Source organism: Streptomyces himalayensis subsp. himalayensis (assembly GCF_013778455.1).
In the GTDB taxonomy this organism is placed as follows: Bacteria; Actinomycetota; Actinomycetes; order Streptomycetales; family Streptomycetaceae; genus Streptomyces; species Streptomyces himalayensis.
In genome coordinates this window covers 46,530-59,748 of sequence record NZ_JACEHE010000030.1, presented here as the reverse complement: position 1 = coordinate 59,748, position 13,219 = coordinate 46,530, and the positions used below count along the sequence as shown (strand labels likewise).

Annotated in this window: 10 protein-coding genes and 7 pseudogenes; 7 read left to right on the top strand and 10 right to left on the bottom strand. The window is 68.3% G+C overall.

Features of this window, described 5'->3' with window-relative positions:
* Window positions 1-61: 61 nt before the first annotated feature.
* The 3 pseudogenes from H1D24_RS33685 to H1D24_RS44205 all read right to left on the bottom strand — a co-directional run.
* A pseudogene (locus H1D24_RS33685) lies at window positions 62-363 on the bottom strand (type II toxin-antitoxin system Phd/YefM family antitoxin).
* A gap of 81 nt (window positions 364-444) precedes the next feature.
* A pseudogene (locus tag H1D24_RS33680) lies at window positions 445-744 on the bottom strand (IS5/IS1182 family transposase); the annotation flags it as partial.
* Window positions 745-750: 6 nt separating this feature from the next.
* Window positions 751-882, bottom strand: a pseudogene (locus H1D24_RS44205) (IS5/IS1182 family transposase); the annotation flags it as partial.
* 98 nt (window positions 883-980) lie between these two features.
* Between H1D24_RS44205 and H1D24_RS33675 the strand changes: the two are divergent.
* Window positions 981-1,217: pseudogene (locus tag H1D24_RS33675) on the top strand (ATP-binding protein); the annotation flags it as partial.
* A 233-nt stretch (window positions 1,218-1,450) separates the two neighbouring features.
* Window positions 1,451-2,090: pseudogene (locus tag H1D24_RS33665) on the top strand (ATP-binding cassette domain-containing protein); the annotation flags it as partial.
* 460 nt (window positions 2,091-2,550) lie between these two features.
* Here the strand turns inward: H1D24_RS33665 and H1D24_RS33660 are convergent.
* Window positions 2,551-3,690 carry a protein kinase family protein gene (locus H1D24_RS33660; protein ID WP_258564520.1) on the bottom strand — a complete coding sequence of 380 codons (1,140 nt, stop codon included), beginning with the start codon at window positions 3,688-3,690 and terminating at the stop codon, window positions 2,551-2,553.
* A gap of 391 nt (window positions 3,691-4,081) precedes the next feature.
* On the opposite strand from H1D24_RS33660, the gene H1D24_RS33655 reads away from it, so the two are divergent.
* Window positions 4,082-4,768, top strand: a complete 687-nt coding sequence (locus tag H1D24_RS33655) for a methyltransferase domain-containing protein (RefSeq protein WP_181661522.1) — start codon at window positions 4,082-4,084, stop codon at window positions 4,766-4,768.
* Window positions 4,769-4,838: 70 nt separating this feature from the next.
* Window positions 4,839-4,970, top strand: coding sequence for a hypothetical protein (locus H1D24_RS42945; RefSeq protein ID WP_258564513.1), 132 nt, complete (start codon window positions 4,839-4,841; stop codon window positions 4,968-4,970).
* A 4-nt stretch (window positions 4,971-4,974) separates the two neighbouring features.
* Here H1D24_RS42945 and H1D24_RS42940 read toward each other — a convergent pair whose 3' ends face one another.
* Window positions 4,975-5,508, bottom strand: coding sequence for a carotenoid oxygenase family protein (locus H1D24_RS42940; RefSeq protein ID WP_258564512.1), 534 nt, complete (start codon window positions 5,506-5,508; stop codon window positions 4,975-4,977).
* A gap of 31 nt (window positions 5,509-5,539) precedes the next feature.
* Between H1D24_RS42940 and H1D24_RS33645 the strand changes: the two genes are divergently transcribed.
* Window positions 5,540-6,277, top strand: a complete 738-nt coding sequence (locus H1D24_RS33645) for a formylglycine-generating enzyme family protein (protein ID WP_181661521.1) — start codon at window positions 5,540-5,542, stop codon at window positions 6,275-6,277.
* A gap of 328 nt (window positions 6,278-6,605) precedes the next feature.
* On the opposite strand, the gene H1D24_RS33640 is transcribed toward H1D24_RS33645, so the two are convergent.
* The gene (locus H1D24_RS33640; RefSeq protein ID WP_220137535.1) at window positions 6,606-7,076 is read right to left on the bottom strand and encodes a GNAT family N-acetyltransferase; all 471 of its coding nucleotides are present in this window, start codon (window positions 7,074-7,076) and stop codon (window positions 6,606-6,608) included.
* A 756-nt stretch (window positions 7,077-7,832) separates the two neighbouring features.
* Here H1D24_RS33640 and H1D24_RS33635 point away from each other — a divergent pair.
* Entirely contained in the window at window positions 7,833-8,759 is a 927-nt protein-coding gene (locus H1D24_RS33635; RefSeq protein ID WP_181661520.1) for a Bax inhibitor-1/YccA family protein, read from the top strand.
* Between the two features lie 544 nt (window positions 8,760-9,303).
* On the opposite strand, the gene H1D24_RS33630 is transcribed toward H1D24_RS33635, so the two are convergent.
* From H1D24_RS33630 to H1D24_RS33620, 3 genes and pseudogenes are all read right to left on the bottom strand, one after another.
* Window positions 9,304-9,720 carry a hypothetical protein gene (locus H1D24_RS33630; protein ID WP_181661519.1) on the bottom strand — a complete coding sequence of 139 codons (417 nt, stop codon included), beginning with the start codon at window positions 9,718-9,720 and terminating at the stop codon, window positions 9,304-9,306.
* A gap of 96 nt (window positions 9,721-9,816) precedes the next feature.
* Window positions 9,817-10,710 (bottom strand): arginase family protein, encoded by an 894-nt coding sequence (locus tag H1D24_RS33625; protein ID WP_181661518.1) that lies wholly within the window; start codon window positions 10,708-10,710, stop codon window positions 9,817-9,819.
* A gap of 199 nt (window positions 10,711-10,909) precedes the next feature.
* Window positions 10,910-11,605: pseudogene (locus H1D24_RS33620) on the bottom strand (helix-turn-helix domain-containing protein); the annotation flags it as partial.
* Between H1D24_RS33620 and H1D24_RS33615 the strand changes: the two are divergent.
* Window positions 11,599-12,414 (top strand): annotated as a pseudogene (locus tag H1D24_RS33615) (MFS transporter); the annotation flags it as partial. The pseudogenes H1D24_RS33620 and H1D24_RS33615 overlap by 7 nt on opposite strands.
* 119 nt (window positions 12,415-12,533) lie before the next feature.
* Here H1D24_RS33615 and H1D24_RS33610 read toward each other — a convergent pair.
* Window positions 12,534-13,154 (bottom strand): helix-turn-helix domain-containing protein, encoded by a 621-nt coding sequence (locus tag H1D24_RS33610; protein ID WP_181661517.1) that lies wholly within the window; start codon window positions 13,152-13,154, stop codon window positions 12,534-12,536.
* Between the last annotated feature and the right edge of the window lie 65 nt (window positions 13,155-13,219).

Here is a 13,219-nt window from a genome sequence, read left to right as displayed (position 1 = left end):
AAGTTCAGGGCATCTCACCGCCCAAGAACGCACGCGCCCTGGGTCCGTAAATAGGACGAGTTCAGTGAGGCTGGCAAGTCTCGTACGGGCTTCCGTGCTCGGCGACCAGTCCGAACTGGTTCGGCTCGCCGTGAGGGGACGGGGCGTCTTGGATGACGGACACCGCGCCGATCGCCTTGTCCGGCTCCTGTACCGCGGCTCGAGTCGCTCCAGGTCGGCAGCCGACACGAGGGCGACGAGCGGCTTGCCGTGGCGGGTCAGGACGACGTGTTCCCCGCCGTAGACGACGCGATTGATCAGCTCCGCCAGCTCGGACCGGGCTTGCGTCACTGGAATCTCAAGGCCATGCTGCGTATCGTACATTCTGTACGTCCTGTACGTTTGCCTTAGAGCGCTTCCACCGAGGTGATCACACGGCACCAGCCGCAACCGCGGCCCGGGGTTGAGGCTGCGCATCCAGATGATGGATCCGCGTAGTTGGAGCCCCGCCATGTAGCTCGCGGGCGTCTTGTCGTAGCGCGCGGCCAGGCACCGCCATGCCCGGATCTTGTTGATGCAGCGTTCCACCGTGTTGCGCTCCTTGTATTGCTCAGCATCATGGGCCACCGGTCGACCGCCGTCCCTGCCGCGCTTCTTGCGATCCGCGGCCTGATCGGCCTTCTCCGGGATGACCGCCTTGATCGCGCGTCTGCGCAGGTAGGCGCGGTTCGCCCGCGATGACGAACCGGGGGCTGTCGGCGGCCTGTCAGGCGTGAGCACGAACGCCAGCGGGCGACAGCGCCGGTCTGCCGCAAGGTGGACCTTGCTGGTGAGCCCACCGCGCGAGCGACCCAGCGCCGCCGCCTTGAGCCGGGCCCGGCGGCGGCGCCGACGCAGCCGTCGGCGCTCGCCCACTCGGACTCCCCAGCCAGCGAGTCGACGGTCGCGCTTTTGATGTCAGAAGCTAGTCTGTCTCGCTCTCCGGTCCACCGCGTCTGGGTTTGACGTCCACTCAAGCCGACGACCTCTACGAGCTGATCTCCCGTCGCATCGCCGAGGGCCGCTCGATCGCGATCACCGCCAACCAGGCGCCCCAGGACTGGTATCCGCTGTTCCCGAACCCGGTCGTCGCCGAATCGCTCCTGGACAGGCTGATCAACATGAGCCACCAGGTATTCATGAACGGCCCCTCCTACAGGCCGAACAAACGGCCCAAGGCGGCGATCACCCAAGCGTGAGTCGGTCCCTGGGCTGCCGAGGCCGTCGGCTCACTGTTCCGCGTTGCTCAGCCGACCGGTCCCGTCATCACGTACGGCCGTACCGCCAGTTCGAGCAGCGACAATGTCCGCTGCCGCGCATCCAGGCCGACACGGATGAGTCGATGTCGACCACCGCACGGCGGGAGGTCGTGCGGTTGTACACGTCCGTCCCGCTGGTGAAGGTGCCGTCCGCATGCCGCTGCACGACACCGCCGCCGCAGGCGCTGTCCTTCACGGCCCGTATCGCCACCGCGGGCAGGCCGGGCAAGGCGCCAGCCGGCCCAGCTCGACGGGGTTGTGGTGGACGGTCGGCTGCATGTGCCGCAGCTGCGGCTCGACCCGGCCGCGCGGCTGCTGGTCACCGGCGCCAACGGCGCCGGCAAAAGCACCCTGCTGCGCGTCCTGGCCGGGGAACTGCTGCCCGACGCAGGTGCGGTAAGTGTTCCCGGGCGTGTGGGGAATCTACGGCAGGAGGAATGGCCGTGGCCACCTGGACTGACCGTGCTGGAGGCGTTCGCCCACGGCCGCGGCGGTGACCGGGACGAGCACGCCGACCGGCTGCTGTCACTGGGTCTGTTCGACCCGGAGGCGCTGCGGCTGCGCGTCGGGGAGCTGTCGTACGGGCAGCGGCGCCGAATCGAGCTGGCCCGGCTTGTCAGTGAGCCGGCGGACCTGCTGCTGCTCGACGCGCCCACCAACCACCTCTCGCCTGCGCTCGTGGAGGAGTCGGAGGTAGCGCTGGCCGACTACGCGGGCGCGCTGGTGATAGTCACCCACGACCGTCGGATGCGGACACGGTTCACCGGCTCCCGGCTGGAACTGCGCGAGGGCGCCGTCGCCGTCGGGCACTGAACGAATAGATGGGCCTGGTGCCGCGAAGCCGAAGAGGGCGCTGCCACCAGCAGCGCCCTCTTGGCACTGGACTTACCCAGCACGCCGAGGCGTTCGGCCGGCGCCGGCAACCGCACTGCGCAATGGCCGCCGCCGGCAAGGCCCGCCATGGCGAGTCCATGCAGGGCGGGCAAACGCTGATGCCTGGCGTGCGGGAGAACTGGATCTGCCCACGGGTGCCTTCGACTGCAACGCGCGGCCATGATTCGGCAGTGCCCTCGGCGAGGCGCTGGTCGCGACGACAGGCTTGACGATCGACACTGCCGGCTGTCGGCGGTTCTGCGATGCCGATGAAGTTCCCGGCCACGGTCCGGATGCGAACCGACCACCCCAGCATTGTGAGGTCGTCCGTGAGGGGCTGGGCATCGTGGAGTACACGCTCGCGTCACCTGTCGATGACCACCCACCATCTCCAAGTTCCTCACTCACACGTTTGAGCGAGACGCGATCCTGTGTACGAGTCGCGCGGCTTTCCTTCCGATGACCTCGTCGCCGCATCAGGCAGGCTGTCCTGCTGTCCGATCCGGCGGATCGCCTCCAGCGGGTACGGGGTCTCCCTGCTCTCCTCCTGGAGTTTGCGGAAGAAGTCCCACATCACCATGGCGAGTGGTGCATAGCGGGTGAGGATCGCCGCTGCTGCCTCCGGGATTCCGGTGGGGCGTTTACCCTCGGCGCAGGCGCGCACCAGCACGTCGCGGTCGTCCCACCCGTACCCGTACAGGGTCGTGACCAGCCAGTGCACCAGGTACGAGGCCGTGTAGCAGCGGTCGTAGCTCCGGTGCCGCTCGTAGAAGCCGACCTCGTGCGGCGACAGGTCGAAGCGGGAGAAGATCGCGAGACCGTAGTCCGCGAAGTACAGGCGGTGGCCGTCGGTCAGGATGTTCTCGAAGTGGGCGTCGAAGTGCAGCAGCCCGCGGGCGTTCATGAACGAGATGCCGGCTTTCAGCTCGTTGTCCACCATGGCGCAGGCCCGCTCGGCCACCTCGTCACCGGCCCCGATCTGGACGCCCAACCAGTCGTGCAGGTTCTGCGGGATGTACTCCAGGAACAGCATGAGGCTCGCCGAGGACTGCTGGAGAGCCTCGATCCGGCGGCGTACCCCCGATCCGCCTCCCCAGTAGGCGACAGCTCGTTCCACATCGGCCAGTTCCTCGGGAGGTGGCTGGCCAGAGTCTGGTAGCACCCGCCAGTGGTACATCAGGGGGAAACCCTCGTAGTCTCCCGCGATCACCCAGTTCGTCGTCATGGTGTGCACGGCCAACTCCCGCCAGGCTCCGAACCCCGCGGCCCCGATACTGCCGATACCGTACTGGCAGAAGACGGGCAGTCCGAACAAATTGGCCGTGGAGTGAACGTTCTCCGGCCGTCGCTCCAGATCGGTCAGGCGTACCTGCTTGACGAAGACCGAGGTTCCGTCGACCTCCAGCAGTACTGTCTTCCCGCCGATGCCGGAACCGATCGGTGTGGCGGCGTCCACGAGCTCGTGCAGTCTGCGATCACTGCATAGCGCGAGCGATGTGGAAACGGCACCGTGGGCGGCCAGACGAGCACCGCGGGACATGTCAGGGCTCTTCACCTATGCCTCCAGCCGGGCACCCGCCTCTCGTGCAACCGCTTCAACGAACACCCGGGCAGGAACTGCCGCCACCCTCTCACATCGAGGGCGATGATCCCTGGGGTCCTGACGGCTGCCGCAGCGACCAGTGACACCAATTCACATCGACATTGATCACGAAAAGCCCCGCGGCTTCGCACTTTGCGGCACGGGCTTCGTTGGCTGCGGTTGCGACCAGCGCGGCGCCAACAGCTCTCGCCCGGCGATGCTGTGATCAGATGGTGCGGGAGCGTATCGGTGTCGACATGCCACCGCCCGTGCGGGCGTAGCCGCGGCTTCACGGATACGGTGGGAGTGTGCCGGGCGCCGGTGTGCAGCCGATGTGTAAGGAGGCCCGATGCACGGCCACAAGGCGGCACAGCATGAGGAACCCGGGGCGCTCATCACCCATGTGCGGTTGTACAACGCCTTCCTCGCTGTGCTCTTCGCCGGGCGACGCGGGTCACTGGATGCGACCATGGCCGCGGCCAGCGGCGCCGCGGCTGGGGACCGGGTGCTCGACGTCGGGTGCGGACCCGGGCACTTCGCCCGCCGGCTCGCCGAGATCGTCGGACCGCGGGGCGAGGTCGTCGGTGTCGACCCCTCGCAGCCGATGATCGACTACGCCCGCAGCCGCGCGGGCAACGCGCCAAACTGCCACTTCGAGGTGGCGGCGGCCCAGGCCCTGGGCGTGCCCGACGCCGCTTTCTCCGTGGTCACCTCGACCTTCGTCGTCCACCACATCCCGCCTAAGAAACGGGCGGCGGCACTCGAGCAGATGCACCGGGTCCTGCGGCCGGGTGGGCGGCTGCTGATCGCCGACGTGTACCCGACGGGACAGATGGCGCCGAGGCTGGCGCGTCTGTTGGGTCGCCTCACCCTCCACCGGGCACCCGGTCCGGAGGGGCATCCCAGCGTCGACCCGTTCACTGACACCGACGTCCGGCTCCTTGCCGTCCCGCTCCGCGAACTCGGCTTCTCCGGGCTGGAGTTCACCGAGATCAGGCCGTGGACACGGTACGTGACCGCGACCAAGAACGCGTGAATCAGTACCTGTCAGGTCTGCCAGGGTCGCTGTCCGGCTGTCACGCCGGGCGCAAGCGGCGACGGAGCTGGTGCTGGTGCTGGTGCTGAAGACGATGGCCGACTCGCTGCTGAGGCTCTCGACCAAGCCGCCCGATGTCGTCGGCACGTCACTCTGGGGTCGGTTGACCGTAGCCAAGCGGATCGTCGAGCCGGCTGCGTAGACGGTCAAGTGGTCGTCGAAGATGCCGGTGTTGATTTGGCCACGTTCCTGGCGGGCGGGGTGCCCTCCGGCACCCGGCTCGGGGTGCCGCCGTTGACCAAGCCGCTGTAGATCGCTTCCCCGGCCTCCACCTCGACCTTCATCGAGTCGGTGGCGACCCAGCGGGTGCGGTAGGCGGCCTTGCCCTCGCGCAGGCAGATGCCGCACACCATGCCGTCGCCCTCCCACCAGCGGTAGCGGTCGGTGTTGCAGGGCTGGAAGCGGGGGTTGGAGGAGGTGCGGAACAGCGCGCCCACGAGATCGGCCGGTATCGCGACGGTCGCCGCACCGAGACCGGCCATGGTCGCATAGCAGCCCACGGCGACCTTCCGCCGCCGGGCCGGGTCGTCGGCGAGCACGCCGCCGCCGAACCGGGCCGCCCCGGCAAGTTCGCTCGCCATACCCGAGCACAGGTGAGGCGGCTTCGAGGTCCTGGTTCCAAGGTCGCCGTCGGGGTGGGTCCATCGGCCGATGTTCGCCTCGGCCGCCGGGGTGATCATGAGAACTCTTCAATCGAGCTGAGGAGGAGCCTTGCGGGTGGAGCAGGTGGACTGGGTCGAGGTCCCAGCAGGGTTGCTGCGCCGGGGCACGCCGACTGACGACGTGGCGGAAGTGGCCCACCGCTATCGCGACACCGGGGTGCCGGTGGAGTGGTACAGAAAGGAAGCCCCGCGCGCAGAAATCCACCTCCCGGCATTCCGGATCGCCCGCACCCCGGTCACTGTCGGCCAGTGGGCACTCTTCGTGGAGGCCACCGGCATACGGGTCCCGCATGCACCGGCGGACCACCCTGTCATCGGAGTCACCTGGGACGCGGCAACGGCCTACTGCCAGTGGCTCGGCCAACAACTCGGTGGCTTCAAGGTGCGACTGCCCACGGAGGACGAGTGGGAACGCGCCGCCCGTGGCGACGACGCCCGGGAGTTCCCCTGGGGCGATCAGTACCGCACCGGCCTGGCCAATCTGGTGGACCTCGGCATCGGCACCACGACGCCGGTCGGCTCATTCCCCGACGGCGCCAGCCCGTTCGGCGTGCTGGACATGGCGGGCAACGCCGACGAGTGGACCTCCACCCTCTACGCCCCCTACCCCGGCGCCCCCGCCGAGGTGCCGAGCACCGAGGACTGGGCCTACGATCCACACGTCACCCGAGGCGGCTCGTTCCGCCACGACCGGGACCTGGCCCGGTGTGCCCGCCGACACGGCGCCTACGAGAGGGACTTGGCAGCCATCGGCGTTGGATTCCGCCTGGCGGCACCAGCCGAGTGAAGGAAGATGCCATACGCGCGAGGGCACACCGCATGACGTGCGGCATCTCCAGTTCGGCCGCTCCGCCGCAGGCCGGCTCTCTAAGGGTTCGGACACTCCCCCACACGCGGGTATCGAAAGCGCCCCACGGCAGGATCGCGAGTAGGACGCACTGTCGCTGTCGCTGCCGGCATGCGGCATCATCTTCCTCCGCCGACTCCGCAAAGTCATTCTGGAACGATCAGTGAGGGGGACATGAACCTGGTGGGCATCGACTTCCAGACTGCCCACCAGCTTCTTGTCATGTGACCACCGGAGGGCAAAACCGTCCGCGGCTTCCCGAATGAACTCACCGAGCGGGCAAGGTGAGCCGCAGAACGATCTCACCGTCGTCGATCTCCCCGGTGGGCTCGAACCCGAACTTCTGGTAGAAGGGCCACGGTTCGCCGTCGCCGGGTTCGTAGCTGGTCAGCAGCTCGGTGGCGCCGTCCGCGCGAACCAGGGCAACGATCTGCGTGAGCGCCTCTCGGCCGATCCCTCGCCTCTGGTACCGCTTGTCGATGAGGAGGCGCCAGAGGAAGTGCCGTCCTTTGAAAGGACCAGCCGGCGGTTTCCACGACAGCATCACGAAGCCGACCGGCTCGTCGCCACGGTACAGGGCGCGGTACCAGGGATTGGCCTCCGGCGTCTTTGCCGCCTCCTTGAGCGACTTGGACACGGAGGCGACGAACTGCTTCTGGTCACGTCGTACGCGGAGGGCACGAACAGCATCCCGGTTGTCGTCGGTGATCTCCCGTAGGTGCACGCCTGGGGACCTCATGCCACACCTCTTCCTGCATCCGGCAGCTGCGCCATCCCGGCCGACGTCAAGAGCCGCCACCGGGCGGCATTCCCTTGTGCGTACGCGTTATCAAGGGGACGCCAGGGTGGACGTCTTCGCAGCGTATCGACACAGGCGATCTGGAGCGGGACTGGCACGCCAGGCTGTGACCGCGTCCGAGGCAGCTCGTGGTGAAGAAAACTCGGCCTGACGTGGCGATGCCAATGCCGAGAGCCCAGAGCCCCTGTCGGGGGTGGGACACCGCACCAGTTTGGAAGATCGCGTAACCGGATGGGGGCTGACCTGGCAAGACACTGACCTGCGTGTTCGCGTAGGCCTGTGGTGCTCGGCTTCTGCGCCAGACATGTGTGCAGCGTTCCCTTCCCCCGCGGCCTGCTTTGCCAAGATCATGAGCACCGTGTTGAGCCTGATAGGTGGCATAGCCTCTGCCGCTGGATCCGATAGGCGAGGAATTTCCCGTGGCTGGGCTCGCAGCCCTGCCGTTGGCCTGCGGCTATGACCTACGGCACGCCGTCGGCGCCCCGACTGGCCCCACACATGGCCCATAGCCCACACATGGCCCATAGACACTGGATCTGCGGGCCGGTCCACCACCCCGCACGGCACTGCGGGGCAGGCCCTTCCCGGCGTCGGATGCACGTCCGTCCTGGAACAGTCGCGCACCGCCCACCTCACGACAAACAGGCTCGCATTACTGTTGTGTAAAGGCCGCGCAGGGGGCCCTAGAGGAGTGAGATGCGGAGCACCAACCCGGCCTTGCGACGGGGGTTCAGCCGCGACAACGGCTACGCGGGCTTCAACACCGGGCCGCAGCCCGGGGGCCCCGCCGCCGGATCCGAGCCGCATGCCCAAGGCGCGGGCAGCGCGTATGCCACGCACCCCTACGCCCCGTCGGGCCCGCGGCCACCGGCGTCCGCTCGCACCGGCATGGTGACCCTGGACGACGTCGTGGCGCGCACCGCCATGACGCTCGGTACGGTCGTGCTCACGGCCGTCCTGTCGTGGGTGCTCCTGCCCGTTGACCCCGCCAACATCGGCGAGTCGTACGGCGTCGCCATCGGGGCCGCACTTGTGGCGTTCGTGCTGGTGCTCGTGCAGTCCTTCAAGCGCAAGGCCTCGCCGGCGCTGATCCTGGCGTACGCCGCGTTCGAGGGCGTATTCCTCGGTGTGATCTCCAGCGCCGTGTCGACGTACATCGCGGACGGTGTCGTCGCCCAGACCGTGCTCGGCACGATGGCGGTCTTCGCCGGTGTGCTGGTCGCGTACAAGATGCGCTGGATCCGCGTCACGCGCCGCTTCTACGGCTTCGTGATGGCGGCCGCGATGGGCTTCCTGCTGCTGATGGTGGTTGACCTGCTGTTCGCCGTCTTCGGCGGCGGTGACGGTCTCGGCTTCCGCAGCGGTGGCCTCGGCATCCTGTTCGGCGTCATCGGCATCATCCTCGGTGCCTGCTTCCTCGCCCTGGACTTCAAGGAGGTCGAGGACGGCATTGCCTACGGCGCTCCGCGCGAGGAGTCCTGGCTGGCGGCCTTCGGCCTCACCGTGACCCTGGTGTGGCTCTACGTGGAGATGCTGCGTCTCCTGGCGTGGCTGATGGTCAGCGACGGCGACGACGGTGACGGCGGTGACGGAGGCGGTGGTGACGGGGGCGGTGGCGACTGACGGGACCGGACGATCGTCCGCGACCAGGCGGCGCGAGGCGCCCGCAGGAGACGGCGGGCGGCGCAGCACTGCGCTGTTCCCCGGGTAGGTGCTGGTGAGCGCCGCGTACGTGCGGTTGTAGTGGTGCTGGGCCTCGACCAGATGGTAGGGAACGCGGATCGCGCATGTTCGTGCCACCTGCGACAGCGGAGCGATCATCCTCAGCGTTCAGCGAGGTGAGGCGGACGGCAGGAGAGCGGCTTACAGGGCAGCGCAGCGCCCCGGCCGCTGGGTGCGCCGGCCGCAGCGCTGCGCGGGATCGGCCCTGTCACGCCATGCAGAGCGTGGTTCGAGGGCGCTGTCCCCGCAGCCGCAAGTTGGCGCGATTCACCCCTCGGCAGAGCGTTTCTGCTGCCCATTCCCCCCGGTGACTGCCGTTCCCCATGATTCCCCGGGCGATCGGGCAGCGGAGGGATCAATGCGGCCAGGCCTTCCTCGACACCGACACGGCGACAGGTGTTGAGTCCAGGGTGTTCTGCACCTGCTGGCCAGGCCAGGAGGTGACTCAGCGTGGGATGTCTTCCAGGTCGGAGAAGCCCTCTGCCTGGCTCCATCGAAGCTGCGTCACGCCCGCGGTGGAAGTGAGGCCTTGGGAGTAGGGAAAGGTGAACGTGAGCTTCTTCGTGTCGCTGGAGGCCTTGACGTTCTGCCAGCCGTCGAAGCCCTTGAGCAGGTGGGTATACCACTTTTCCAGGTTGTTGACGCCCACCGCTGCGATGGACTCCGACGGAGGCTCGCCGTCCGTGCAGAAATGGGCGAAATTCGCGATGACCGCGACGGTACCGCCGAAGTTCTTGAGTGTGATGGACGCGCAGGGGTCGGTCTGGGTCATGTAGAGCACTTGAGGCTTGCTCCACACCCGTGCCTGAGCGCTGTAGTGCTGCTCGACGAGCCCACGACCCTGCTCGTAGTACATGGCCACACGGCGACCGTCGCCCAGCTCAACCACCTTGTCTTGTTTGTCACCCAGCGTGCACGCACCGCAGAAGCTGAGCCCAGAGCCTGAGGCGGCTCCGGCTCAGGCTCTGTCGGTCCGCGCCGACAGCCCTCGGCGCAGGGACTCGGTGAGGCGGGCTGCGATCCTTCCGTCGGGGTCGAGACGGGGGTTGAAGATCGTGACATCAAGACCGACGGCTCGATCGCCTGCCAGCGCCGTCCGCAGCACACTCTCCAGTTCCGACCAGGTCAGCCCTCCGGGGATGCGGTAGTCGACGGCAGGCATGATCGCGTCATCCAGGACGTCGACGTCGAGGTGAACCCAGTACCCGGCGCTCTTGCCGCCGGTGAGTCGGCCGACCGCGTGGCGTGCTGCCGACGCGGCGCCGACCGCACGCACACCGTCGAGGTCGATCGCGTGCAGCTGTGGCGGTAGTGGCTGCATCCCGGCCTCGGCGGACTCCGCGGAGTCGCGGAAGCCGAAGGCGACGACATCCTCGTCCCGGAGCAGGGGCCCGCGGCCTTCAAGGTCGGTGAGCAGCCGAGGGCCGCGGCCCGTGGCCAGGGCGAGTTCCATCGAGGCCGCCTCGCCGGCCGGCTCCGCGGACGGCTGGTAGAAGTCGGTGTGGCCGTCGAGGAACAGCAGGCCGTAACGTCCGCGGCGTCGCAGGGCGAGGAGGTTGCCGAGCAGGATGCTGCAGTCGCCGCCGAGGACTACCGGAAAGCGTCCGGCGTCGAGGACGCTGCCGACCGCGTCGGCCAGTAGGACGGAGTACTGCGCGATGCCGACGGGGTTGAGGACGCCGGTCTCAGCGTCCCGCACCGGGCTGTACGCCGGCGCTTCGACCCGGCCGGCCCACACCGCCCCAGAGTGGACAAGCAGACCGGCATCGAGCAAAGCCGCCGGGAGGTCCTGGACACCGGACGGCCGCAGCCCGAGCACGGACGGCGCCTCAATGATCGCCAGTTCCTGCACGTTCCACCCTTCGTCTGCTGAGCAGCGCCTGGCCCGGCACACCTCTCCAGGGCCACCTGGTCGAATGCCGCCGCCACAGGTTCATAATGCGGCAAAACGGACAGCATGCCGAGTCACATCGGGCACGTGCAGCACGCACCAGGCCCTCACGGATCTCCGCCGCCCACCACGGAACCCGTGCCACCACACCCCCACCCGTTCACTGGACAGCCTCGGGGCCGCGAAACGTGGCGCGATAGGCGCTTGGTGAGGTGCCCAGGGCCGAGTGGAAGTGCTGTCTCAGATTGGCCGCCGTGCCGAGGCCCGTCTGTGCCGCGACCTGGTCGACGGGCAGGTCCGATTCCTCCAGCAACTCCCGTGCACCGTCGACGCGTTGTTGGATCAGCCAGTTCATGGGCGTCATGCCGACCTCGTCGCGGAAACGCCGGTTGAAGTTCCGCACACTCATCGCTTCTCTTGCCGCCAGTTGCCCCAGAGTGATGGGCTCGTGCAGGTGTCGCAGCGCCCATTCGCGGGCGGCTGATGTGGCGGGCGCCGAGACAGCCGGCACGGGGCGTCGGATGTACTGGACCTGGCCGCCCTCGCGGTGTGGCGGTACGACGGTGCGGCGGGCGACGTCGTTGGCGACGGCCGTGCCGTGATCGCGCCGGATCATGTGCAGGCACAGGTCGATTCCGGAGGCGCAGCCCGCCGAGGTCAGGATGTTTCCCGCATCGGTGTAGAGCACGTCCGGGTCCAGTTCGACCTGCGGGAACAGCCTGGAGAACAGGTCGGTGTAGCGCCAGTGGGTTGTGGCCGTGCGTCCGTCCAGGAGACCGGCTGAGGCGAGCACGAAGGCGCCGGTGCAGATGGATGCGATCCGGGTGCCGGGGCGGATGCGGGCGAGGGCCCCTGCTCGCATGGGCCGTCGACCGCTACGGCTGGCAGCCGCCGGTGGTGACGCTCGCGTTCGTGGCGCTGGCGGTGACCGCCCTGGTGCTCCTTCTGCTGCGCGATCACCCGGCAGACGTGGGCCTGAAGCCTTATGGGGCAGGGGAGTTCGTGCCCAAGCCTGTAGCGGCGTCCGGGGCGGCGCGGCGTTGCGTGAAAGTGCTCTTCGACGCGGCGCGCACCGGCCCGTTCTGGCTCCTGGCCGGCATGTTCATCATCTGCGGCGCCTCCACCAACGGCATCATGTGGAGCAACTGGGCTCCCGCCGCCCATGACCACGGTATGCACGCCACGGCCGCGGCGTCGATGCTGTCCCTGATCGGCGTCTTCTCCGCTCTGGGCGCGATCTTCTCCGGCTGGCTCACCGACCGTTTCGATCCCCGCCGTCTGCTGAGCGCGTACTTCGCGATCCGCGCGCTCACCCTGCTGATGCTGCCGATGGTGTTCTCCTCCGCCGTCACCCCCGCCCTGATCGTTTTCGTGGTCGTCTACGGCCTCGTCGACGTCGCCACCGTCCCACCGGTCATCGCTCTCAGCAGCCGCGTCTACGGCAAGGACGGCGCCATCGTCTTCGGCTGGGCGAACTCCGCCCATCAGCTGGGCGCGGGCGCCTCGGCCTTCCTCGGCGCCACGGCCCGCGATGTGTTCGGCGCCTATGACGTGGTGTGGACCACGCTGAGCGCGATCTGTCTCGTCGCGGCCCTGATGGCCCTGGTCGTGTACGAGAACGCGATGTCGGCGCACGAGGACGTGGTGTCGGCGTACGACGCCTGAGACGGGCCCGCTCCCCATGTCCACATCTGCTCTAGTGGTCGCTGAGGCTCCGTGCCGGGCCGGCTATCACAGATGGACGCTCCTTTCGTGGGGCCGGACCGGTCGGCCCGTATCCGAGGTCATGACTCAAGCTGGTCGGGTCGTCCGGGTGGTTGCTTTGTCCTGGGGCGGGCCCGGAGGTGTGCGCGTTCGCCCTGTGTGCCGAACAGGCTGAGGAACTCGACTGGTTCGGTATCGGCGGCGCCGCCGAACCAGTGCGGAACGCGGGTGTCGAACTCGGCTGCTTCGCCGGGCGAGAGCACCAGGTCCTGTTCGCCGAGGACGAGTCGCAGCCGTCCGTTGAGGACATAGAGCCATTCGTAGCCCTCGTGGGTCTGCGGATCGGGTTCCCTTCGGCGGCCGCCGGCCGGGATCACGAGCTTGTATGCCTGGATGCCGCCGGCTCTGCGGGTGAGGGGCACCATGGTCATGCCGTGGCGGATGACCGGGCGCAGGTGGATGCGGGGGTCGCCGGTGGGTGGGGCGCCGACGAGTTCGTCGAGTGTGACGCCGTGGGCCTTCGCCAGGGGGAGCAGGAGTTCGAGGTTCGGTCGGCGGGCACCGGATTCCAGCCGGGACAGGGTGCTCACCGAGATGCCGGTCGCTGCCGACAGGTCGGCCAGCGTGGTGTCGCGCTGCCTGCGCAGCGCGCGCAGCCGGGGCCCGACTCCGGTGAGCACTTGGTCCAGGTCGTCGTCCATGTCCACCAGTTTGCCATCCCGGCAACAAGACTTGCAGCCCTGTACGGCGAGCCCGCATGGTCGCC